22 protein-coding genes are annotated in these 22456 nt (G+C 44.8%); 15 read left to right on the top strand and 7 right to left on the bottom strand.

The genetic code is table 11. From position 1 onward, the window contains the following. The first annotated feature begins 50 nt into the window (after positions 1 to 50). The 12 genes from rpoC (at position 51) to Q4592_RS08210 (ending at position 14052) form a co-directional block, all read left to right on the top strand. Complete coding sequence (rpoC, locus tag Q4592_RS08155; protein ID WP_137674353.1) at positions 51 to 4250, top strand: DNA-directed RNA polymerase subunit beta'; 4200 nt, start codon at positions 51 to 53, stop codon at positions 4248 to 4250. Between the two features lie 140 nt (positions 4251 to 4390). Continuing rightward, positions 4391 to 4774, top strand: a complete 384-nt coding sequence (locus Q4592_RS08160; protein WP_303511816.1) for a RidA family protein — start codon at positions 4391 to 4393, stop codon at positions 4772 to 4774. A gap of 6 nt (positions 4775 to 4780) precedes the next feature. Next, the gene (tusD, locus tag Q4592_RS08165; protein WP_303511818.1) at positions 4781 to 5173 is read left to right on the top strand and encodes a sulfurtransferase complex subunit TusD; all 393 of its coding nucleotides are present in this window, start codon (positions 4781 to 4783) and stop codon (positions 5171 to 5173) included. Next, positions 5170 to 5529 carry a sulfurtransferase complex subunit TusC gene (tusC, locus tag Q4592_RS08170; RefSeq protein WP_303511821.1) on the top strand — a complete coding sequence of 120 codons (360 nt, stop codon included), beginning with the start codon at positions 5170 to 5172 and terminating at the stop codon, positions 5527 to 5529. Before tusD ends, tusC begins: the two co-directional genes overlap by 4 nt. A 1-nt stretch (position 5530) precedes the next feature. Further along, the gene (gene tusB / locus Q4592_RS08175; protein WP_303511823.1) at positions 5531 to 5806 is read left to right on the top strand and encodes a sulfurtransferase complex subunit TusB; all 276 of its coding nucleotides are present in this window, start codon (positions 5531 to 5533) and stop codon (positions 5804 to 5806) included. A 143-nt stretch (positions 5807 to 5949) separates the two neighbouring features. After that, positions 5950 to 6324, top strand: coding sequence for a 30S ribosomal protein S12 (gene rpsL / locus Q4592_RS08180; RefSeq protein ID WP_016404065.1), 375 nt, complete (start codon positions 5950 to 5952; stop codon positions 6322 to 6324). A 94-nt stretch (positions 6325 to 6418) separates the two neighbouring features. Then, on the top strand, positions 6419 to 6889 hold the full coding sequence (gene rpsG, locus Q4592_RS08185; RefSeq protein WP_137674348.1) for a 30S ribosomal protein S7: 471 nt from the start codon (positions 6419 to 6421) through the stop codon (positions 6887 to 6889). 78 nt (positions 6890 to 6967) lie between these two features. Next, positions 6968 to 9061 carry an elongation factor G gene (gene fusA / locus Q4592_RS08190; RefSeq protein WP_303511828.1) on the top strand — a complete coding sequence of 698 codons (2094 nt, stop codon included), beginning with the start codon at positions 6968 to 6970 and terminating at the stop codon, positions 9059 to 9061. A 66-nt stretch (positions 9062 to 9127) separates the two neighbouring features. After that, on the top strand, positions 9128 to 10312 hold the full coding sequence (gene tuf, locus Q4592_RS08195; RefSeq protein ID WP_137674361.1) for an elongation factor Tu: 1185 nt from the start codon (positions 9128 to 9130) through the stop codon (positions 10310 to 10312). Between the two features lie 250 nt (positions 10313 to 10562). Beyond that, complete coding sequence (locus tag Q4592_RS08200) at positions 10563 to 11426, top strand: hypothetical protein (protein WP_303511829.1); 864 nt, start codon at positions 10563 to 10565, stop codon at positions 11424 to 11426. 211 nt (positions 11427 to 11637) lie between these two features. Then, complete coding sequence (locus Q4592_RS08205; RefSeq protein WP_303511831.1) at positions 11638 to 12129, top strand: molybdopterin-binding oxidoreductase; 492 nt, start codon at positions 11638 to 11640, stop codon at positions 12127 to 12129. A 12-nt stretch (positions 12130 to 12141) separates the two neighbouring features. Beyond that, the gene (locus Q4592_RS08210) at positions 12142 to 14052 is read left to right on the top strand and encodes a bifunctional diguanylate cyclase/phosphodiesterase (protein WP_303511833.1); all 1911 of its coding nucleotides are present in this window, start codon (positions 12142 to 12144) and stop codon (positions 14050 to 14052) included. On the opposite strand, the gene priC is transcribed toward Q4592_RS08210, so the two are convergent. Both priC and epmB read right to left on the bottom strand, forming a co-directional pair. Next, on the bottom strand, positions 14039 to 14356 hold the full coding sequence (gene priC, locus Q4592_RS08215; RefSeq protein WP_303511835.1) for a primosomal replication protein PriC: 318 nt from the start codon (positions 14354 to 14356) through the stop codon (positions 14039 to 14041). The genes Q4592_RS08210 and priC overlap by 14 nt on opposite strands. Before the next feature lie 80 nt (positions 14357 to 14436). Further along, positions 14437 to 15459 (bottom strand): EF-P beta-lysylation protein EpmB, encoded by a 1023-nt coding sequence (gene epmB / locus Q4592_RS08220; RefSeq protein ID WP_303511837.1) that lies wholly within the window; start codon positions 15457 to 15459, stop codon positions 14437 to 14439. Between the two features lie 34 nt (positions 15460 to 15493). Here epmB and efp point away from each other — a divergent pair, with 34 nt between their 5' ends. Then, positions 15494 to 16060 (top strand): elongation factor P, encoded by a 567-nt coding sequence (gene efp, locus Q4592_RS08225; RefSeq protein ID WP_137674341.1) that lies wholly within the window; start codon positions 15494 to 15496, stop codon positions 16058 to 16060. Between the two features lie 225 nt (positions 16061 to 16285). Beyond that, positions 16286 to 16504, top strand: coding sequence for a hypothetical protein (locus Q4592_RS08230; protein WP_137674340.1), 219 nt, complete (start codon positions 16286 to 16288; stop codon positions 16502 to 16504). 19 nt (positions 16505 to 16523) lie between these two features. Here Q4592_RS08230 and frdD read toward each other — a convergent pair whose 3' ends face one another. Genes frdD through frdA form a run of 4 tightly spaced genes read right to left on the bottom strand, consistent with a single transcriptional unit; the run spans position 16524 to position 19808 of the window. Then, positions 16524 to 16877, bottom strand: a complete 354-nt coding sequence (gene frdD / locus Q4592_RS08235) for a fumarate reductase subunit FrdD (protein WP_137674339.1) — start codon at positions 16875 to 16877, stop codon at positions 16524 to 16526. A gap of 9 nt (positions 16878 to 16886) precedes the next feature. After that, positions 16887 to 17276, bottom strand: a complete 390-nt coding sequence (locus Q4592_RS08240; RefSeq protein WP_303511843.1) for a fumarate reductase subunit C — start codon at positions 17274 to 17276, stop codon at positions 16887 to 16889. A 2-nt stretch (positions 17277 to 17278) separates the two neighbouring features. Further along, entirely contained in the window at positions 17279 to 18013 is a 735-nt protein-coding gene (locus Q4592_RS08245) for a succinate dehydrogenase/fumarate reductase iron-sulfur subunit (protein ID WP_303511845.1), read from the bottom strand. A 1-nt stretch (position 18014) separates the two neighbouring features. Continuing rightward, entirely contained in the window at positions 18015 to 19808 is a 1794-nt protein-coding gene (gene frdA, locus Q4592_RS08250) for a fumarate reductase (quinol) flavoprotein subunit (RefSeq protein ID WP_303511847.1), read from the bottom strand. A gap of 197 nt (positions 19809 to 20005) precedes the next feature. Between frdA and epmA the strand changes: the two genes are divergently transcribed. Next, positions 20006 to 20980 (top strand): elongation factor P--(R)-beta-lysine ligase, encoded by a 975-nt coding sequence (gene epmA / locus Q4592_RS08255; RefSeq protein ID WP_303511849.1) that lies wholly within the window; start codon positions 20006 to 20008, stop codon positions 20978 to 20980. Between the two features lie 49 nt (positions 20981 to 21029). Here epmA and Q4592_RS08260 read toward each other — a convergent pair whose 3' ends face one another. Further along, complete coding sequence (locus Q4592_RS08260; protein ID WP_303511851.1) at positions 21030 to 22433, bottom strand: SLC13 family permease; 1404 nt, start codon at positions 22431 to 22433, stop codon at positions 21030 to 21032. Positions 22434 to 22456: the final 23 nt, after the last annotated feature.

Genomic DNA, 22456 nt, shown 5'->3' on the forward strand with positions numbered 1-22456 from the left:
GGGCGTTTCATTAGAAACGCCCCAGGTTTAACTCCAACTTGGAGAGAAACGTGAAAGATTTACTTAAGTTTCTTAAGCAACAAAGCAAGACCGAAGAGTTTGAAGGCATTAAAATTGGCCTAGCTTCACCTGATCAGATCCGTAGTTGGTCTTTTGGTGAAGTTAAAAAACCTGAAACGATTAACTATCGTACCTTCAAGCCAGAGCGTGACGGTTTATTCTGTGCCCGTATTTTCGGCCCAGTAAAAGATTACGAATGTTTGTGTGGTAAATACAAACGTTTGAAGCACCGTGGTGTTATCTGTGAGAAGTGTGGCGTAGAAGTTACACAGTCTAAAGTTCGTCGTGACCGTATGGGACACATTGAGCTAGCGTCTCCTGTGGCACATATCTGGTTCCTCAAATCGTTACCATCGCGTATCGGTTTATTACTAGATATGACGCTACGTGATATTGAGCGCGTGCTTTACTTCGAATCATTTGTAGTGACTGAGCCTGGCATGACCAGCTTAGAGCGCGGCCAAATGTTGACCGAAGAAACGTACTTAGACTCTCTTGAAGAATACGGCGATGAGTTCGAAGCTAAAATGGGTGCTGAAGCTGTACTAGCTTTACTACGTCATTTAGACCTTGATCAAGAAATCGAAGTAATGCGCGAAGAGTTACAAACTACTAACTCTGAAACTAAGCGTAAAAAGACCACTAAACGTCTTAAGCTTATGGAAGCGTTCCGCGATTCAGGTAACAAACCTGAGTGGATGATTATGACCGTATTGCCGGTTCTTCCACCAGATTTGCGTCCTCTAGTTCCACTAGACGGCGGCCGTTTTGCTACGTCTGATTTGAACGACTTATACCGTCGTGTAATCAACCGTAACAACCGTTTGAAGCGTCTATTAGACCTAGCTGCTCCAGACATCATTGTACGTAACGAAAAGCGTATGCTGCAAGAAGCAGTAGATGCCCTGTTAGACAATGGTCGTCGTGGTCGCGCAATTACAGGTTCTAACAAACGTCCGCTTAAATCTTTGGCTGATATGATCAAAGGTAAGCAAGGTCGTTTCCGTCAGAACTTGCTAGGTAAACGTGTAGATTACTCTGGTCGTTCGGTAATTACCGTTGGTCCTACACTGCGTTTACACCAGTGTGGTTTACCTAAGAAAATGGCACTTGAGCTGTTCAAGCCATTCATCTACGGCAAGCTAGAGCTTCGTGGTCTTGCGACTACGATTAAAGCTGCTAAGAAGATGGTTGAGCGTGAAGGTGGTGAGGTTTGGGATATTCTTGAAGAAGTTATCCGTGAACACCCGGTATTACTTAACCGTGCACCAACCTTGCACCGTTTGGGTATTCAAGCCTTTGAGCCAGTGTTAATTGAAGGTAAAGCGATTCAATTACACCCGCTAGTATGTGCGGCTTATAACGCCGACTTCGATGGGGACCAAATGGCGGTACACGTACCGTTAACCCTAGAAGCACAGTTAGAAGCACGTTCGTTGATGATGTCTACCAACAACGTACTATCGCCAGCTAACGGTGAGCCAATTATCGTACCTTCGCAAGACGTTGTATTGGGTCTGTACTACATGACTCGTGAACGTGTAAATGCTGAAGGCGAAGGTATGTACTTATCTGGCCCTAAAGAGGCAGAGAAGTTATACCGTGCTAAGCAAGCCAGTATTCATGCCCGTGTAAACGTGCGTATTACTGAAGTTGTGGTAGCTGAAGACGGTTCAAAAATCGAAAAGACTGAAATCAAGCAAACCACCATTGGTCGTGCCATTTTGTGGTTAATCGTACCTAAAGGTCTGCCTTTCGAACTTGTTAACCGTTCAATGGGTAAGAAGCAAATCTCAGGATTGTTGAATACTTGTTATCGTAAACTTGGACTTAAGCACTCAGTTATTTTTGCTGACCAATTAATGTACACCGGTTTCCATTATGCAACCTTGTCTGGTGCCTCTGTAGGTATTAACGACATGGTTATCCCTGATGCTAAGAAAGACATCGTGGAAGAAGCCAGTGACGAAGTAAGCGAAATCCAAGAACAGTTCTTAGCTGGTTTGGTTACCGCGGGTGAGCGTTACAACAAAGTTATCGATATTTGGGCTTCGGCCAACGAAAAAGTATCGAAAGCGATGATGGACAATCTGTCTACTGAAACGGTACTAAATAAAGACGGCGAAGAAGAGAGTCAAGACTCTTTCAACAGCATCTTTATGATGGCCGACTCTGGCGCACGTGGTAGTGCTGCTCAGATTCGTCAGTTAGCGGGTATGCGTGGTTTGATGGCTAAACCGGATGGTTCGATTATCGAAACTCCGATTGTGGCTAACTTCCGTGAAGGTTTGAACGTACTTCAGTACTTCATCTCTACTCACGGTGCGCGTAAAGGTTTGGCCGATACTGCATTGAAAACAGCGAACTCGGGTTACCTAACTCGCCGTTTAGTAGACGTTGCACAAGATTTAGTTGTTACCGAAACCGACTGTGGTACCGAAGAAGGTATCTTGATGACGCCTCATATCGAGGGTGGTGATGTTGTTGAGCCACTACGTGAGCGTGTTCTTGGTCGTGTATTGGTTGGTGATGTCATTAAGCCTGGTACAGACAATGAAGTACTGCTTAAAGACAAAACCTTGCTTGACGAGAAACTGTGTGACCTTCTTGAAGAAAACTCAGTGGATACCGTTAAAGTTCGCTCAGTAATTAGCTGTGCTAACGACTTCGGTGTTTGTGCACTTTGTTATGGTCGTGACCTAGCTCGAGGCCACTTGGTTGGTCGCGGTGAAGCGGTAGGTGTTGTTGCAGCTCAATCTATTGGTGAGCCAGGAACACAGCTTACCATGCGTACCTTCCACATTGGTGGTGCGGCATCGCGTGCGGCAGCCGAGAACAGCATTCAAGTTAAAAATGCGGGTTCAATCAAGCTACATAACGCTAAAGTTGTTACCAACAACGCTGGCAAGCTAGTAGTTACATCGCGCTCTACGGAATTGACCATCATTGATGAAATGGGTCAAACCAAAGAAAGCCATAAACTACAATACGGTAGTATTTTAGAAGTGATTGATGGTGGTGCAGTTAAGTCTGGTGACGTTGTTGCCAACTGGGACCCGCATACACACCCAATTATTACTGAAGTACCTGGTAGTCTTAAGTTCGTTGATATGGTTGAAGGCATCACTGTAAGCCGTCAAACCGATGAACTCACTGGCCTTTCAAGTATTCACGTACTGGACCCTAACGAGCGCCCAGGCGCTGGTAAAGAAATGCGTCCAATGGTGAAACTGGTTGACGGTTCTGGAAACGACGTACTGATTGCTGGTACTGACATTCCTGCTCAATACTTCTTACCGAGTAAAGCCATTGTTAACTTGGAAGACTCTGCAGAAGTGGGTGTTGGTGATGCGATTGCTCGTATCCCACAAGAATCAAGCGGTACTAAAGATATTACCGGTGGTCTACCTCGCGTAGCCGACTTGTTTGAAGCGCGTCAGCCTAAAGAGCCTGCGATTCTTGCTGAAGTCAGCGGTACCATTAGTTACGGTAAAGAAACTAAAGGTAAGCGTCGCCTGGTGATTACTCCTAGTGATGCAGACGCTTATGAAGAGATGATTCCTAAGTGGCGTAACTTGAACGTGTTTGAAGGTGAGAAGGTTCAAAAAGGTGAAGTTATCGCCGATGGCCCTGAGTCTCCACACGACATCTTGCGCTTACGTGGTATTAGCCCTGTAGCAAACTACATCGTAAACGAAGTACAAGACGTATACCGTTTACAAGGTGTGAAAATTAACGATAAGCACATTGAAACTATCGTGCGTCAAATGCTTCGTAAGTGTTTGATTCTTGATGCCGGCGATTCTAGCTTCTTGCTAGGTGAGCAAGCTGAAGTAGCGCGAGTGAATATTGAAAATCGTCAATTAGTTGCTGATGGCAAACGCCCTGCGGTTTATCGCCGTGAGTTGTTAGGTATCACTAAAGCTTCTCTATCAACAGAATCGTTTATTTCTGCTGCTTCATTCCAAGAAACGACTCGCGTGCTTACTGAAGCCGCAGTGGGTGGTAAACAGGATGAGCTACGTGGCTTGAAAGAAAATGTTATTGTTGGTCGCTTGATACCTGCGGGTACTGGCTATGCTTACCACGAAGAACGTCGTAATAAAGCAGAAGCCCCTGCGCCTATCACTGCCGATGAGGCTGCTGATAACTTAGCTGCTTTACTAAACGCAGCGCCAGACGCAGAGTAACTTGCTCTAGTGAAAAAAAGGCAGCCATTGGCTGCCTTTTTTTATGCCTTTTGTTTCCGCTTCATTCGTAAAAAATTTGACAAGTTTGCTTGTTAGTCACAGACTCCGATTTTAAAAGTGATTAAAAATAAGAGCATATTATGAGCAAGCAAATTGTATCTACCGAGGCAGCTCCAGCTGCTATTGGCCCATACTCGCAAGCAACTAAAATTGATGAGTTAGTGTTTACTTCTGGCCAAATTCCACTAGACCCTGCCACTATGGAAGTAGTTGCCGGTGGTATTAGTGAACAAACCAAGCAAGTGATGGAAAACCTGATGGCAGTGCTAGCCGCAGCGGAAGCTGATGCATCTACAGTGTTCAAAACAACGTGTTTTCTTAGTGACATGGCTAACTTTGCTGCTTTCAACGATGTATATGCCAGTTATTTCCCTGAAAGTGCGCCTGCTCGTTCATGCGTAGAGGTTGCTCGCTTGCCTAAAGATGTTTTGGTTGAAGTTGAAGCTATTGCTCATATTAAGTAATCCAAAATGAGCCTCTCTTATACCTTAGTTGTTACCAGCCCCCTTTATGGCAAGCAAGGCAGTGCTACCGCGCTTAATTTTGCCAATGCGCTAGTGGCCGAAGGGCATCAACTCAAAACGGTATTCTTTTATTTAGACGGCGTAACTAATAGTCTCAGTACTAGCTTGCCTGCAAGTGACGAAATGGACATACATCAATGCTGGATTGAGCTTAAAAACAATAGTGGTTGTGAATTATTGGTTTGCAGCGCCGCGGCATATCGTCGTGGCGTAGTGGCCAAAGAAGACCTTGAAAATCAAGCTGTCGAGTCGTTTAACATGAGTCATCAGTTTGCTATGTCTGGGTTGGCTGAAATGGCCACCGCTATGTTAAGTAGCGACAGGGTGGTGCAACTATGAGTAAGTCCTTGGTATTTGTATTTGGTGCCGCTCCTCACGGTTCTAGCCTGGGGCGTGAAGCCTTAGATGCGGCTTTAGCATCTTCTGCGGTATCTGAAGATGTTGTGGTTTTCTTTGAAGGCGACGGAGTTTGGCAGCTGGTTAATAATCAAGACTCTGCTGCCATTCTGCAACGTGACGTATTGCCTACATATGGCTTACTGGATTTATACGACGTAGAAGAGATCTTTATAGATAAAGCCTCTATGCAGGAGCGAGGCTTAGCCTTAGATCAACTTGCTATTACGGTGAGAGCTTTAGATTCCAAAGAGTTCTATTCACGGCACTGTAACGCCCATGCAATATTGAGGTTTTAGCATGCTGCATATTGTGAGACATCCTTACGCAAGTGAAGTGTTTGAGCGTTGTTTGAGCGAGCTTGATGGCAGCGGTCACCTAGTACTAATTGAAGACGCGGTGTACGCTTGGCTGCGCAGTGACCCGCGTTTGCTGCAACTAGAGCAGCAAAGTAGGTTATCGGTGCTAAGTGCCGATGTGAGTGCCCGCGGTATAGAAGTATGCGATAAAGTGTTAGTGGATTACCAAGCCATGGTGCAACTAAGCGTTACACATCACCCTGCCTTAACGTGGTGAGCGAAGCCCTCAACCATGAAAAATATTAGCCTGTAAGCTTGAGCAAGCCTTGACACTTTTCCTGCGAGCGCATAAAATTTCGCCTCCCCAAAATTGGGGTAGATTTTTCACACGTTAAAAAGTAATTTCAGGAGCTATTTAAAATGGCAACGATTAACCAGTTGGTTCGCAAGCCACGTGCAAGTAAGGTTGCTAAAAGCAACGTACCAGCACTAGCTGCGTGTCCTCAACGCCGTGGTGTATGTACTCGCGTATATACTACCACTCCGAAAAAACCTAACTCAGCACTACGTAAAGTTGCTCGTGTTCGTTTAACTAACGGATTCGAAGTAACATCTTACATCGGTGGTGAAGGTCACAACCTACAAGAGCACAGCGTAATTTTGATTCGCGGTGGTCGTGTTAAAGATTTACCAGGTGTGCGTTATCACACCGTACGCGGCGCATTAGACTGTGCTGGCGTAAGTGATCGTCGTCAAGGACGTTCAAAGTACGGCGCTAAACGTCCTAAGTCATAACGGCTCTCCGTTAAGTAAGGCCAAACATTTAGTTATAGCGAAATTTTTTTAAAATTCGTTTTGGGGAAACCTGAAGCATACCGGAGATATTCAAATGCCTAGACGTCGAGTGATCGGTCAACGCAAAATCTTACCAGATCCTAAGTTCGGATCAGAACTTCTGGCTAAGTTCATCAACGTAGTAATGGTTGATGGGAAAAAATCTATTTCAGAAAAGATTGTATATGGTGCATTAGACGCTGCCGCTGAGAAATCAGGCAAGTCTCACCAAGAGATCTTTGAAATGGCTCTTGAAAACGTGCGCCCAACGGTAGAGGTTAAATCTCGCCGTGTTGGTGGTTCTACTTACCAAGTACCTGTTGAAGTACGTCCAGTACGTCGCAACACATTAGGTATGCGTTGGATGGTAGATGCAGCACGTAAACGTGGTGAAAAATCTATGGCTTTACGTCTAGCGGGTGAAATCCTAGACGGAGCGGAAAACAAAGGTTCTGCGGTTAAGAAACGTGAAGACGTTCACCGTATGGCTGATGCAAACAAAGCGTTTGCACATTACCGCTGGTAATTGGTTGCACAGCTGCTTAATGCAGCTGTGCGGCTTTCTATGTGAGACTAAGGATGTTTCCTTAGCAAGAGGATAAGAATGGCTCGTACAACTCCTATTGAGCGCTACCGTAATATTGGTATTGTTGCTCATGTTGACGCTGGCAAAACAACAACCACAGAGCGTGTTCTTTTTTATACTGGTCTATCTCACAAAATAGGTGAGGTGCATGATGGCGCAGCCACCATGGACTGGATGGAACAAGAACAAGAGCGCGGTATTACCATTACCTCTGCGGCTACCACTACTTTTTGGCGTGGTATGAACGCACAGTTCGATGAACACCGTGTAAACATCATCGATACTCCAGGGCACGTAGACTTCACTATTGAAGTTGAACGTTCGTTGCGCGTATTAGATGGGGCAGTAGTTGTGTTTTGTGGTTCATCAGGTGTTGAACCTCAATCAGAAACAGTCTGGCGCCAAGCTGATAAATATTCAGTTCCACGAATGGTATTCGTGAACAAAATGGATAGAGCTGGTGCAGATTTTGAGCGAGTAATCGAGCAAATCCGTGATCGCTTAGGCGCAAATTGCGTGCCTATTCAACTTAACGTTGGTGCTGAAGACGGATTCGTTGGTGTAATTGACCTGATTAAAATGAAGGCAATTAACTGGAACGAAGCTGATCAAGGTACCACCTTCAACTACGAAGAAATCCCTGCAGATCTACTTGGCCGCGCTGAAGAGCTACACGAAGAACTCGTGGAAGCAGCAGCAGAAGCTAATGACGAGCTGATGGATAAATACTTAGAAGAAGGCGAGTTAACTGAAACCGAAATCAAGTTTGGTTTGCGTACGCGCACGTTAAACAATGAGATCGTGTTAGCGACTTGTGGTTCGGCATTCAAAAACAAAGGCGTTCAAGCAGTGCTTGATGCTGTTGTAGAATATTTGCCAGCACCAAATCACGTTGCCGCAATTAAAGGTTTGGACGAAAAAGACAACGAAGTTGCCTGTCCAGCTGACGACGATGCGCCATTTGCAGCATTGGCGTTTAAAATCGCAACCGACCCATTTGTGGGAACGTTGACCTTTATGCGGGTTTATTCGGGGACGGTGGAAACCGGCACTGCGGTGTATAACTCGGTTAAACAAAAACGTGAGCGTTTAGGTCGTATGGTGCAAATGCACTCAAACGACCGTAAAGAGATCAAAGAAGTTCGTGCCGGTGATATCGCCGCTGCGATTGGTCTTAAAGACGTAACCACGGGTGACACTTTATGTGATATGAACAATAAAGTTGTTCTTGAGCGAATGGAATTTCCTGAGCCAGTAATTCAAATTGCTGTAGAGCCCCGAACCAAAGCAGACCAAGAAAAAATGGGTGTTGCTTTAGGTAAATTGGCCGCTGAGGATCCATCGTTTCGCGTAGAAACTAACGAAGAATCTGGACAAACCCTTATCTCAGGTATGGGTGAGTTACACTTAGATATCATCGTAGATCGCATGAAGCGCGAATTCAGCGTGAATTGTAATGTAGGTAAGCCTCAAGTTGCTTATCGCGAAGCGATTCGCAAGCAAGTTGAAGTGGAAGGAAAGTTCGTTCGTCAATCGGGTGGTCGTGGTCAATACGGTCACGTTTGGTTGCGTATGGAACCTCTAGAGCCAGGTGCTGGTTACGAATTTGTCAATGAGATTGTGGGCGGTGCGGTTCCTAAGGAATACATCCCAGCAGTAGACAAAGGCTGTAAAGAGCAAATGGATCAGGGTGTGCTGGCAGGGTACCCGCTACTTGATGTTAAAGTCACTTTATTCGATGGTTCATTCCACGATGTTGACTCTAACGAAATGGCGTTTAAAATTGCCGGTGCAATGGGCTTCAGAAAAGGCGCATTGGATGCTGATCCAATACTGCTCGAGCCGATGATGAAAGTAGAAGTTACAACCCCTGAAGATTGGATGGGCGATGTAGTGGGTGACTTGAATCGTCGTCGTGGCATAATTGAAGGCATGGACGATGGGGCTGCGGGCTTAAAGATTATTAAGTCTAAAGTGCCGCTGTCTGCAATGTTCGGCTATGCTACAGATCTACGTTCGGCTACTCAGGGGCGAGCCTCTTACTCTATGGAATTCCTAGAGTATAATGAAGCGCCGAAAAACGTTGCTGATACTATCGTAGAAGCAAAGTAAACTAATTCAACTATGATTGATCTGTCTCGAGTGAGGCAGGTTGGAATGGAAAAGAAGGTACATATCGTGTCTAAAGAAAAATTTGAACGTAATAAACCGCATGTAAACGTTGGTACAATTGGCCACGTAGACCACGGTAAAACTACACTAACAGCCGCTATTACTAACGTACTTGCAAAAGTATACGGTGGTGAAGCTAAAGATTTCGCAGCAATCGATAACGCTCCAGAAGAGCGCGAGCGTGGTATTACGATTTCTACTTCACACGTAGAGTACGACACTCCAAGTCGTCACTACGCACACGTAGACTGTCCTGGACACGCTGATTACGTTAAAAACATGATCACTGGTGCTGCACAAATGGACGGCGCTATCTTAGTAGTAGCTTCTACAGATGGCCCAATGCCACAAACACGTGAGCACATCCTGCTTTCACGTCAGGTTGGTGTACCTTACATCATCGTATTCATGAACAAATGTGACATGGTAGATGACGAAGAATTACTAGAATTAGTAGAAATGGAAGTTCGTGAACTTCTATCTGAATACGAATTCCCAGGTGATGACATTCCAGTAATCCAAGGTTCAGCGCTTAAAGCCCTAGAAGGCGAAGAAGCATGGGAAGCTAAGATTGTAGAGCTTGCAGAAGCCCTAGATACTTACATTCCTGAGCCAGAGCGTGACATCGACAAGCCATTTCTACTACCAATTGAAGATGTATTCTCAATTTCAGGTCGTGGTACGGTTGTTACAGGTCGTGTTGAGCGTGGTATCGTTAAAGTTTCAGAAGAAATTGAAATTGTTGGCGTAAAAGAAACCACCAAAACAACTTGTACTGGTGTTGAAATGTTCCGCAAGCTTCTTGACGAAGGTCGTGCTGGTGAGAACTGTGGTATTTTGTTACGTGGTACTAAGCGTGATGACGTACAACGTGGTCAAGTACTTGCAGCTCCTGGCTCAATTACTCCACACACCAAGTTTGAAGCTGAAGTATACGTACTAAGCAAAGACGAAGGTGGCCGTCATACTCCTTTCTTCAAAGGTTACCGTCCACAGTTTTACTTCCGTACAACTGACGTAACAGGTGCTGTAGAGCTTCCTGAAGGTGTTGAAATGGTAATGCCTGGCGACAACTTGAAGTTTGTTGTAGAGCTAATCTGCCCAATCGCGATGGACGAAGGTTTACGCTTCGCAATCCGTGAAGGTGGCCGTACAGTAGGTGCGGGTGTTGTAGCTAAAATCTTCGAATAAGAAGACTTAGTACAATAGAGAAAAAGGTCGCTTAGGCGGCCTTTTTTGTTTTCTAACTGCTCAACTTTAATTTCTGTGTTGCGTTTATAGAGGTAAATAGACCGCAAAAAATTGATGCTCTTCAACATTAGAGAAAATAATTAACTCACCGCTAATGAGTTTCTTTACAAAAGTATCAAGGGTGGGTAATTAAATGATATTATTAGTTAAAATCTCAGTTTGATTTAATTTGTACGGACAAGGAAGTGGTATGTTAAAGGGACGCAAGATAAAGTTTGTAATGGCACTATTAGTGTCATTTGGCCTGTTTGGGTGTGGCGGTGACGAAGGTTCGGTATCGATTGGTGGCGGTGGCAACTCTTTAGCAGATGAAGATCCTAGTACGCAAACAGCAGTTGTTTTCTCAAATCAGTATTACGCTCCATTAAGCTTAAAACTTTATTATTCGTATGGTCCAGCTTTATCTAATATTGTTGGTGAAGACGCCGACGTCGGCTATATGAGTAAGAGTAAAACTACACAATTAACAGAGGAATTCTGGAAAGAAGTTGATTCTAGGGACGTTACGTTTACAGCTGTGGACTCCAATTCTTTAGGGACTATTGGTCAAGCTGGTTCCATTTATGGCCTTACATCTGGAAGGTTAAATAGAATTTATGCGTATGGTCATGCAATCGCCCCTAGAGGCTTACGTATGGCGCATATTTCAAATCTTCCATCTCGCCCCTCTAACGATAGGTTTAACATTCGTTTACTGAACACTTATAGTACACCTAGCTTTGAAGGACCTGTTGATTTTTATATGACAAAATCTGATGGGGGGGCTTTGGAATTGGTAGCAAGTAATATAGAAACAGGTAAGATAAGCCCTGTAATAAACGCAGTCGCTCATCCACTTGGCAACCGATTTGCCATTCTTGCCGCGGGCTCTGATTACCCAGCGCAGCCGGATGACGAAAAAAGTTGGTTATTTTACAACGACTCATCTGATGGAATAGCTATAAATGGCGGAAATAATTATATTATGCGACCAGTCTATATTCCAGCTAGCACGGATGTGGCTGAGTATAATTTACTCTTCCCTGAACTCGAATTTACTATAGAGCTTAAGTAGTTTATTCTATTGCTTTGATTAATAAGGCTTATTTTAAAAATCAAGCTTAGTGATTCCATTTGTAAGAAATATCAAGTTTATAACTATAAAGGACAGCATTTGGCTTGTCCTTTTTTATTGGGCTAAACTCACGCATACTCAGACTATACGAGTGTTTGTTTACCGTTTATGCAAACACCTGCAGCATTGTTAACGTTAAGGAAGACGAGTTATGAGAGCTGTTTTAGCCGCAAGTCTATTATTTTGCTGTTCGTTAATGGCTGCTGATTTACCAAAACCTAGCGATGAGCCGATTCTTACTATCGCTGGTCTAATTCAAAATAGTAATAGCGAAGGGGCGGCAGATTTCGATTTGAAAATGCTGCAAGCTATGCCGCAACACACCATTGTTACTCGTCATCCTTGGGTCGAAAGTCGTCATCACTATAAAGGCCCTAAAGTCTCTGATCTGCTTGAAATGGCGGGGGCTCGTTCTACTAAGCTCACTTTGGTTGCATTAAACAATTATGAAGTGGAAATAGAGTTTGACGATATTGCAGAATTTGAGCCTATTTTGGCTTGGTCTGATAACGACCGTGTGATGCGGGTGCGTGACAAGGGACCGTTATGGTTAATGTTACCTATTGATAAACACCCAGAGCTGTTACAGATGCCATATAACGACTTTATGATTTGGCAGCTACGCAGCATTATTGTTAAGTGAGTTTAATTGTTGATGAATTGGCTTACTAGGCTTCCTCAAAAATACAAAAAAGGCTTAATTTCGCTGGTTGTTTCACTGTTCATTGTTAGTGCAGTGATCTGTGTGTATCAACTTAGGCAAATTATTCAGCTATTAGAGTCGCCTAAATCCACAAGTTCTTGGTCGGTCGTCCAATTGCAAATGGAGCATCGACGCTTTGTTAATGCCTTACAGCTTTACCGCTTGAATGGCGTCAGCCAATCAGAGCTGATGTTGCGCTACGATATTTTGTGGAGCCGCTTCCCGGTTTTATTGGAAGGCCAGGAAACTGCAGGCTTTCAGAGCATTCAATCAGCTAAGCATTTGGTGCGGGAGTTGTTTCAAGAGGTGCAGCGTATCGAGCCGCTGTTGCGAGCTTTACCACCATCGCATGAAAAGTTCGAGCGTTTGGTCGAGCGCCTTGATCTGTATGCTGCGCCAATCAACACTTTGGTAAATCGCGAGTTTCAGCGTAATAGTGAATTTGATAAGAAAACCGACTTTAGGTTACTGCAACTGCAACTGATTTTGTCCTTTGCGATTGGTGCGTTATTAATTAGCGGTTCTATTCTGATTGTGATGATTGTGCGCGAGAATCATATAAACCGTTATTTGGCTAATCACGATGTGCTTACTGGTTTGCCTAATCGCGCTGGTTTACGTGAATTTATCGATAGCCTAGAAGATAACCGCCGTGATTACGCCATTATGGTGCTGGACTTAAATGGTTTTAAAAGCATTAATGATAATTACGGGCATGAGTACGGTGACCGAATTCTCAATTTGGTCGCGCAGCGTTTGGGTGGCCAAATGCGACACTGTGACTTTGCAGTGCGCTTAGGTGGTGACGAATTTGCCATCGTACAAACACGCGTGCGCTCTAATGAAGATTGTTCTGGTTTTGCTGAACGCTTAATCAATGTAATAGAAAAACCAATGTCTTTAGAAGGGCGTGAGTGTTTTGTTGGTACCAGTATTGGTATCAGCATGGCCTTAGACAACGGCGAGGACTGGTTAACAATATTGGGGCAGGCTGATACTGCGATGTATCAAGCTAAGCAGCAATTTCGATGCAGTTCTTGGCAGTTTTTCGAAGGCGAAATGCAGTTAGCTAAAGAGCGCGAACAACAATTACTGAGCGAACTGCGAACAGCGCTAGAACAACAAGATTTGAGTTTGTTTTACCAACCTATTGTAGATCTTACGAGTGATAAAGTAGTAGGAGCAGAAGTTCAAGCGCGTTGGAAACATCCCATTTACGGCTGGATTGAACAAGACGAACTAGTGAGTATTGCACATGCCAGCGGCTGTGTGGTCACGTTAGAGTCTTGGGTTCTACGAGCTGCCACCCAACAGCTTAAACGCTGGCACCACGCGGTTGACCCTCATCTGCAATTAGCTGTGTCTATTTCCTCATCTACTTTACATACTGATTTATTAGTATTAGTGAATAAGGTACTGATAGAGAGTCGTATTCTGCCGCATCGATTAATCATTAATATCATCGATAGTGACCAGCAAATGCTGCTGGATTGTGTCGACGCTATTAGAGAGTTACGCAGAATTGGTGTGAGTTTATCGCTGGATAATTTTGGCAGCGCAGAATGTCCTCTGGAGTTGTTAAATCACTTACCGGTGCAATACCTGCGTGGGGCCAAGTCTTTAATGGCAGAGTTACTAAATTCAACCGATAAACAGCCTATGCTAACGGCTACGGTAATGTTTGCTAATCGCTTAGGGGTGAAGCTGATGGTGGATGGTGTAGAGAACGAGCAGCATCTAAACCAGCTTAAAGGCATTACCAAGGAAGTGTTTGTACTAGGGGCGGCCATTGCTGCTTGGGCGCAGGCCGAAGAATTTTCCCCCTATTTACGCGAAACCATTAAGCCGGCTATTGGCGAGTAAGTTGTTTAAATTCAACTAATAACTTATGCATTTGCTCAAGTTTAGCCACCATTACTTTTAGTTGAGTGACAAAGTGCTCATCGTCTTGGCATTCTTGTAACAATACCAAGTCACTGGCTAACTCTTCTACATAAGGTAAAAACTGGCGATGTTGGTCTTTAAACAAGCTGTCTTTGAACAGCGCACTAAACTTGGCTTTACCTTGCTCTTGCTGCTGCTTTAATACGCTATCCGCATCAATGGCTTTATGGTAAATGTCTTTTAAGTTTTCTTGTATTTGCTCAACGAGCTTGGTTTTATCCATTGAAAAGGTCACTGTGTCTAGTTGAATGTCTGCTTGCTGGCTTAACCTAAAGGGTAGCCAACAAGCCTTATGGTTTTAGTTTAGCTCAAGCCGATGTCTATCGGTGTTTTACTGTTTTTACCGGCTTGCTCACGTGCTAAGCGTGGAACAAGAAAACCAGGTAAGCGTTGGTATAGGTCTCGCATTATCAACACTGCTTGCTGTTCGTCAATATCGTAGTGACTCGCACCGGCTACTTTATCCAACAAAAATAAGTAGTAGGGCAGAATGTTAGCAGAGAACAGTGCTTCGCTTAGTGCTGTTAAAGTATCTACATCGTCATTGATCTCTTTTAGTAACACTCCTTGATTCAATAGCATTACGCCCGCTTGCTGCAGCTTGGAAAAGGCTGTTCGAAGTGGTTCGTTCACTTCATTAGGGTGGTTAATATGGCTCACCATAATGCTTTGTAAACGCGTATTAGCGAGCAGTTCAACAAGCTCGGTGGTTATCCGGCTAGGTAACACTACCGGTAAGCGGCTATGAATACGTAATCGTGTTAAGTGGCTAATTTGCTCAAGTTGCTCTACCAGCCACGCCAATTGCTCGTCATTAGCCATTAAAGGATCGCCACCGCTCAAGATCACTTCGTTAATATTGCTATCGTTGGCGATGTAGTCAATGGCTTGCTGCCAACCAGCCTTGCTAGGGCTGTTGTCTTGGTAAGGGAAGTGGCGACGAAAACAATATCTGCAGTTTACCGCACAGCCCCCGCGTAAAATAAATAATACTCGGCTTTTATACTTGTGCAGTAATCCCGGTACGGCAGATTGGTGTTCTTCAAGCGGGTCTTCGGTAAAACCTACGGCTTGAATAAACTCTTCTCGCTGTGGCAATACCTGCAGTAATAATGGGTCTTTAGGGTCGCCTACTTGCATGCGTTGTACAAAGCTGAGTGGTACTCGCATTGGGAATAATTTACGTGCTGCGATGTCTAACTGATAGTTTTCAGGGTCTAATTGTAAGTATTGCAGCAGATCTTTGGGATCTGTGATGGCGTTTGCCAGCTCTTTTTGCCAATTACCCTGCACAGCAGCGTCGTTTCGCGGTATTATTCGCAGCATTGAAATTGATATTACCTTGTAAGTAGAGGACCAAATGGCGTCATATAGTACCAGTGAATTCAAAGGCGGGCTAAAAATTATGCTCGACGGCGAGCCTTATGCAATTCTAGAAAATGAATTTGTAAAACCAGGCAAAGGCCAAGCATTTAGCCGCGTTAAATTGCGCCGTTTGTTAACCGGTAAAGTATTAGAGAAAACCTTCAAATCTGGTGAGTCAGTTGAAGCAGCAGATGTGATGGATTACGAATTAGCCTACCTGTATAACGATGGCGAATTCTACCACTTCATGAACAACGATACCTTTGAGCAAATTGCTGCAGATGAAAAAGCAGTGGGCGAGACGGCTAAATGGTTAGTTGAGCAAGACGTATGTGTTATTACCACTTGGAACGAGAATCCAATTTTAGTGACGCCTCCTAATTTTGTGGAATTAGAAGTAACAGAGACCGACCCTGGCCTGAAAGGCGATACCGCAGGTACGGGTGGTAAACCTGCTACGCTAACTACCGGTGCGGTAGTGCGTGTACCTTTGTTTATTCAAATTGGTGAAGTAGTAAAAGTTGATACTCGCAGTGCTGAATATGTGGGTCGTGTAAAATAAGCGCTACAGTTTAGAAAAAGGGAGCCCTAGGCTCCCTTTTTTATTTGCTAATATTTAGTAAAACTAGCGAATTCAGCTGTGTTTAAAGAACAAAATTATGTTTGCCAGTTGAATAAATATTATGGTTTAAGCGCTTTGATTTAAATCAAATTTTCACTTTGCGTAATCGCGATTTGTCTGCAATGCTTAATCTACCACATTGTTAATGATAAAAAGGTTATCAGTATGAATGTAGTTGCAGATGCTCCCGTGGAACATGTAGACAGACGTTATTCGAACCGACTTCGTTTTGCTAAAGGTTCAGGAGATTACCCAACCGGTGTTTTTGAGCTATTGGCCAGTAAAGAAGCTGAACTTGATTTATTAAAACAACGAGAACAACAGTTAGAGCTAGAGATTAGTTCGCTAAAACGTAACTGCCAAAAAGATTTAAAAGCGGGCTAAGCCTTAGCCCGCTTGTTTTTTAGATTAAGCCTAGTAATAGCAATGTAGCGCAAGCTACCGAGCCAGCAAATGCCACCCCGTAGAATAGTGCTTTTACTAGGTTACCAGCATGGATCCCAAAGTCGTGTAAGGTATGGTAGAGGCGATGCATGCACAACCACAGCGGTAAACTTACAATCACCCAAATTACTGCCGCGCCTAACCAGTGTTGTGAGAAGGCTAAGACTCTTTCATAAGAAAACTGCTCGGCAGGAATAATCCCTAGAGGCACTAGTAGGCCAGTGATTAATATAGCAATAGGTGTGAACAGCGCAGCTACCATGCCGCCAGCGCCAAACATTCCCCAAAACACAGGTTCGTTAGAACGTTTCATCTGTTTCTCCTAAATTAATACCAATACTAGGCCAACAACACTTATACCCGCTAACGCGCCGTACATACTGTTAACTATCCAGCTGTCTGGCACTCGCTTTTGTCCAAGCCATAAGTTGGCGGCTTTAGGCGCGAGGCTAAACCAAGTAATGCTGTGATACAGCGTCCATACCAGGGTGAGCAAGTGAAAGGCAAGCCAAGCTGGTTGGCTCATTGCGCCTAACCAGCCATTAAATGCGTCAGCACCTTGGCTTAAGCGGAACAAGCCAAATAGCAGCACCATGCTGTAAATAGCGATGACTAAGCTGGAGCCTTCGCGAATGATGTACTTGGTATGAAACGTGTTTTTAAGCCACCAAGTTGCGCCCATTTTGCGTTCGTAAGGTTTACGTTTAGTCATGCTTACTCTCCTGGCTTGAACATGGCAATCACATAGTCTTTAGCGCTATCTACTTTTCCAAGTTGAATTGCTGCTGCAGGGTCTACGTCTTTGGGGCAAACTTGTGAGCAGTAACCAACAAAGGTACAGCCCCAAGCGCCTTCTTCGGCGTTAACTATCTTCATTCGCTCTGCTTTACCAGCGTCACGATTGTCTTGGTTATAGCGATGCAATATGGCTAAAGCGGCAGGTCCAGTGAATGACTTATCCAAACCATACTGCGGACATGCCGCATAACAAAGGCCACAGTTAATACACATGGAAAACTGCTTATATTGCGCCATGTCTTTAGGTGATTGAGTGTGGCAACCATCATCTAGCGATTTAGGATTATCGTTAATGATGTAGGGCTTAACTGACTCAAGCTTCTCGATGAAGTCGCTCATATCAACCACCAAGTCACGCTCGATAGGGAAGTTGGCTAAGGCTTCAATCTTCATTCCTTTAGGGTAATCACGCAGGAAGGTTTTACAACCTAATTTAGGTACCCCATTCACCATCATGCCGCAGCTACCACAAATCGCCATTCGGCAAGACCAGCGATAGCTTAAGGTTGGGTCTAGTTCATCTTTAATGTAAGCCAAAGCTTCTAATAGCGACATCTCGCGAGTAAAAGGCACATCAAAGGTTTGCCATACCGGCTCTTTATCGGTTTCTGGACGATAGCGTAAGATCTCAATTTTCATCACTTCAGCCATTTTACTTCGCCTCCGCTTGTTTTTTAGCTGCTTCTTGAGCATCGGCGGCGGCGCCGTATACACGTTCTGCAGGTTGAGATTTAGTGATTTTCACATCGCTGTAGCTAATTTCGGGCGCCATATCGGGGCGGTAATTCGCTAAGGTGTGTTTTAAATAGTTCACATCGTCTCGTTGCTCAAAGCCATCAATGCGTTGATGAGAGCCGCGACTCTCTTTACGGTTAATCGCCGAAACAGCCATCGACTCTGCCACATCTAACAAATACCCAAGCTCTACGGCATACAGCCACTCGGTATTAAATACTTCACTGTCGTCGACTAACTTAATGTTTTTATAGCGCTGCTTTAACTCGGCGATTTTATCGATAGTTGTCTGCATTGCTTCTTCGGTGCGGTAAATACCTACGCCATCTTCCATGGTGCGACCGAGTTCGTTGCGAATATCAGAAGTCTTTTCATCACCTTGATTGGTTTTTAAGGCTTGATACTTCGCTAGAGTCTGCTCTGCTTGGGCAAGTAGTGAAGCGCTATCGCTATGGGTTGAAACTAGTGCATTACGTGCTGCAGATTCTCCAGCGACTTGGCCAAATACGGTAATCTCGGTTAGTGAGTTAGACCCTAAGCGATTAGCGCCATGTAAACCTACCGAAGAACACTCGCCAGCGGCGTATAAGCCTTTTAGTGAGGTGGCACAGCGGCCGTCAGTTTCAATCCCGCCCATGGTGTAATGCACAGTAGGGCGAACTGGGATTGGCTCTTTCACGGGGTCTACACCCATGTAAGCTTTGGCTAACTCACAAATAAACGGCAGGCGTTCTAATAAATAATCTTCGCCTAAGTGAGTCAGGTCGAGGTGAACATAGTCGCCATTCGGCCCTTCAATGGTGCGACCTAGCTGGGCTTCTTGCCAAAAACATTGGCTTAAGCGGTCGCGTGGGCCAAGTTCCATGTATTTGTTTTTAGGTTCGCCGACTGGCGTTTCAGGTCCCAAGCCGTAATCTTGCAGGTAACGGTAACCGTCTTTATTGGTAAGAATACCGCCTTCACCACGACAACCTTCTGTCATCAAAATCCCTGATCCAGGTAAGCCCGTTGGGTGATATTGCACAAATTCCATGTCTCGCAGTGCTACACCATGGCGATAGGCCAAAGCCATGCCGTCACCGGTAACAATGCCGCCGTTGGTATTAAAGCGATACACTCTGCCTGCGCCACCGGTAGCAATAATCACCGATTTGGCTTGAATCAATTTGGCTACGCCTTCGGCGATATCAAGGGCAATCACGCCTTTTACTTGGCCGTCTTCTACGATTAAATCTAAAACAAAGTGCTCGTCGTAACGTTTAATGCTGGGGTATTTAGTCGAGGTTTGAAATAAGGTGTGGAGAATGTGAAAGCCACTTTTGTCTGCAGCAAACCAGGTGCGCTCGATCTTCATTCCACCAAAGCGGCGAACATTAACGCTGCCGTCTGGTCGGCGAGACCACGGACAACCCCAGTGCTCAAGTTGAGTCAGTTCTTTGGGGGCTCGCTCAACAAAAAAGTCCACTACGTCTTGCTCACATAACCAATCGCCACCGGATACGGTGTCGTTAAAGTGGTTATCAAAGCTATCGTGGTCTTGGGCTACACCAGCAGCACCACCCTCGGCGGCAACCGTGTGGCTGCGCATTGGGTATACTTTTGAAATGAGAGCCACTTCTAACTCGGGGTGTTGCTCGGCAACTTCAATAGCAGCACGTAAGCCTGCTCCCCCAGCGCCAACAATGGCGACATCAGTTTTGATTACTTCCACGCTTTTCTCCATACGAAATAAGCCTACAATGATTGTGCGGGTATTCGCTTTTTGATGTTTGACTAAAATCAAATATTGGCGCTACTTTGAGCAGGCTTCCGAGATAATTTGTCTTTTGAGATATAACTCCCGCTTTTGTTAGCAAAGTGGTATAAAACCTCGCGATAAAAACTAACTCAATGCAGGAAAAAATTTGCATGTCTGAAACACTTTGGCAACCCTCTGCAAGTATCGAGACTCTTCAAGCTAGAGCAGAAATCATTAACAAAATCAGATGCTTTTTTGCCGCGCGAAAAGTGATGGAAGTAGAAACACCAAGCATGAGTCAAGCGTGCGTGAGTGATGTTCATTTACATAGCTTTGCCACCACCTTAACTGGGCCGGCTGCGCCTCACTCCATGAGCTTGTATTTGCAAACCTCGCCAGAGTTTCATATGAAGCGCCTACTGGCGGCGGGTAGCGGATGTATTTATCAAATAGCAAAGGCATTTCGCAATGAAGAAGCTGGGCGCTTTCACAACCCAGAATTTACAATGCTGGAGTGGTATCGCGTGGGTTTTGACCATTTCGCTTTAATGGACGAAATGGACACGCTGATAGACTTAGTGCTGGCTTGTGGTAGCGCTGAACGGCTAACTTATGTTGAGGCCTTTGAGCAAAGCCTAGGCATTAACCCATTAAGTGCTAGCCATGCCGATTTTGTTGAAGTAGCGAAGGGTTTGTCGGTGGCCGATTTAGTTGAGCAGGAAACTGACCGAGACACGATTTTACAATTGCTATTCTCTTTGGGAGTAGAGCCGTATATCGGCCAGCAGCGGCCTTGTTTTGTTTATCACTTCCCTGCTTCGCAAGCTGCTTTAGCTAAAATTTCAGCTACCGATCCCCAAGTGGCTGAGCGCTTTGAGCTTTATTTTAAAGGCGTAGAGCTAGCCAATGGTTTTCATGAACTAACCGATGCAGAAGAACAAGCACAGCGTTTTGCTAAAGACCAGCAAGTGAGAGAGCAATATGGTTTAGCCCCCGCGCAGATAGATAAACGCTTTTTAGCTGCCTTGGCTGCAGGTTTGCCAGAGTGTGCTGGCGTGGCCTTGGGCATTGACCGTTTATTGATGCTAGCGCTAGAAACCGACAATATTCAGCAAGTGCAAAGTTTTAGTATCGAGCGAGCTTAGTATTACGTAGGGAGAGCGGGGAGCAATTGCTCCCTTTTTAGTTGGGCTGTTACAAAATAACCATCATGGCAATGTATAGCAATGCCAAGCCGGTGGTTCCCATAACCCCGCCAATTTTGATCAAATCTTTAGTCTCAATAAAACCGGTAGAGTAGGCAAGGGCGTTAGGCGGAGTACTGACAGGCAACATCATGCCTAACGACGCCGACAGCGCGACAATAATCAACAATGTGGTGATACCACCATCGCCATCTAAGCCACTTAAGCTGGTAGCTACCGCCGCTGCTATTGGCATAATCAAGTTTGCTGTTGCAGTATTTGACATAAAATTAGCCATAACCACACAGACTATCGACAGCACCACAATCACCGCTAAAGTCGGCATGCTAGAGAAGTCGATTGAGGTGGCGATTTTTGCGGCTAATCCGCTTTTTTCTAAGGCCATGCCCATAGCGATACCACCGGCTACTAACCACAGTACGTCCCAGTTAAATAGCTTTAAGTCGTCTTTACCGATTACGCCGGTAAGGGTGAATACGGCGAGCGGAATAATCGCCACCACGTAGCTGTTCATGCCATGCCAAGCGGTACTTAACCACAATAAAATAGTTAAGGCGAAGGTGGCGTAAACAATGTAGGCGCGAGTACTTTTTTGAAAAGTCCCTTTAAGATTTAGCTCCAATACTCCGGTTTTTGATGGGTAAAGTTTACATAATAAAAACCAAGCAATAGCGAGCTGAATAATGACAAAGGGAATACCAAAAGCCATCCAAGACGCAAAGGTAACTTGGCCTTCAGGAATATATTGCAGGGCGATGGCGTTAGGTGGAGTACCAATAGGAGTACCAATGCCACCGGTATTGGCAGCAACCGGAATCGCCAAAATAAGCCCTTTCATGCCGAGATCGTTGCGCGGGGCTGCGGCAATAAGTGGGCCTACAATAGCGAGCATCATGACCGTGGTGGCAGTATTACTCATAAACATGCTGAAGATGGCGGTAATCAGCATAATGCCTAACATAATCATTGGGATGCGTTTGCCGAACGGTTTTAATAGTACCCGTGCAAGATTGTTATCTAGTTCAAACTTAGATGCCGCAATCGCTAAAGCAAAACCACCCATGAATAAGATAATGATGGGCGAAGAGAAGGCATTAAAAATGCTGGTGTAAGGCAATAAGTCGCCCATTGGTGCGCTGCCAGTATCGGCGATAAACACACTAATTCCTTGGTTGGAAATAAGTACTAACTCAAGGGTAATGATCAGTAATGAGGTGGCAAATACCGGCACTGGCTCAAAAATCCACAGCAAAGCCGCCATTACAAAAATGGCAATGATTCGGTGCTGTACTATGGTGAGGTCAGCTAAAGGAATTGCGCTGGTAGGCAGCGCTAAAATAAGTAGGGGAACAATTAAACAAACCAACAGCTTAAGGTGTTTATGCAAGGCCATGTTCTAAGATCTCTGAGCTAATT

Origin of the sequence: Agarivorans sp. 1_MG-2023, from assembly GCF_030548385.1 — a bacterium.
In the GTDB taxonomy this organism is placed as follows: domain Bacteria; phylum Pseudomonadota; class Gammaproteobacteria; order Enterobacterales; family Celerinatantimonadaceae; genus Agarivorans.

Bases quoted from the DNA above. Each gene is read 5' to 3' on its own strand.
- Q4592_RS08240 (WP_303511843.1), bottom strand. From the start codon at position 17,276: ATGACTAAACGTAAACCTTACGAACGCAAAATGGGCGCAACTTGGTGG.
- tusD (WP_303511818.1), top strand. From the start codon at position 4,781: ATGAGCCTCTCTTATACCTTAGTTGTTACCAGCCCCCTTTATGGCAAG.
- fusA (WP_303511828.1), top strand. From the start codon at position 6,968: ATGGCTCGTACAACTCCTATTGAGCGCTACCGTAATATTGGTATTGTT.
- epmA (WP_303511849.1), top strand. From the start codon at position 20,006: ATGTCTGAAACACTTTGGCAACCCTCTGCAAGTATCGAGACTCTTCAA.
- tusB (WP_303511823.1), top strand. From the start codon at position 5,531: ATGCTGCATATTGTGAGACATCCTTACGCAAGTGAAGTGTTTGAGCGT.
- priC (WP_303511835.1), bottom strand. From the start codon at position 14,356: ATGGATAAAACCAAGCTCGTTGAGCAAATACAAGAAAACTTAAAAGAC.
- Q4592_RS08210 (WP_303511833.1), top strand. From the start codon at position 12,142: ATGAATTGGCTTACTAGGCTTCCTCAAAAATACAAAAAAGGCTTAATT.
- tusC (WP_303511821.1), top strand. From the start codon at position 5,170: ATGAGTAAGTCCTTGGTATTTGTATTTGGTGCCGCTCCTCACGGTTCT.
- rpsL (WP_016404065.1), top strand. From the start codon at position 5,950: ATGGCAACGATTAACCAGTTGGTTCGCAAGCCACGTGCAAGTAAGGTT.
- Q4592_RS08205 (WP_303511831.1), top strand. From the start codon at position 11,638: ATGAGAGCTGTTTTAGCCGCAAGTCTATTATTTTGCTGTTCGTTAATG.
- Q4592_RS08200 (WP_303511829.1), top strand. From the start codon at position 10,563: ATGTTAAAGGGACGCAAGATAAAGTTTGTAATGGCACTATTAGTGTCA.
- Q4592_RS08245 (WP_303511845.1), bottom strand. From the start codon at position 18,013: ATGGCTGAAGTGATGAAAATTGAGATCTTACGCTATCGTCCAGAAACC.
- Q4592_RS08260 (WP_303511851.1), bottom strand. From the start codon at position 22,433: ATGGCCTTGCATAAACACCTTAAGCTGTTGGTTTGTTTAATTGTTCCC.
- rpsG (WP_137674348.1), top strand. From the start codon at position 6,419: ATGCCTAGACGTCGAGTGATCGGTCAACGCAAAATCTTACCAGATCCT.
- Q4592_RS08230 (WP_137674340.1), top strand. From the start codon at position 16,286: ATGAATGTAGTTGCAGATGCTCCCGTGGAACATGTAGACAGACGTTAT.
- Q4592_RS08160 (WP_303511816.1), top strand. From the start codon at position 4,391: ATGAGCAAGCAAATTGTATCTACCGAGGCAGCTCCAGCTGCTATTGGC.
- efp (WP_137674341.1), top strand. From the start codon at position 15,494: ATGGCGTCATATAGTACCAGTGAATTCAAAGGCGGGCTAAAAATTATG.
- epmB (WP_303511837.1), bottom strand. From the start codon at position 15,459: ATGCTGCGAATAATACCGCGAAACGACGCTGCTGTGCAGGGTAATTGG.
- frdD (WP_137674339.1), bottom strand. From the start codon at position 16,877: ATGAAACGTTCTAACGAACCTGTGTTTTGGGGAATGTTTGGCGCTGGC.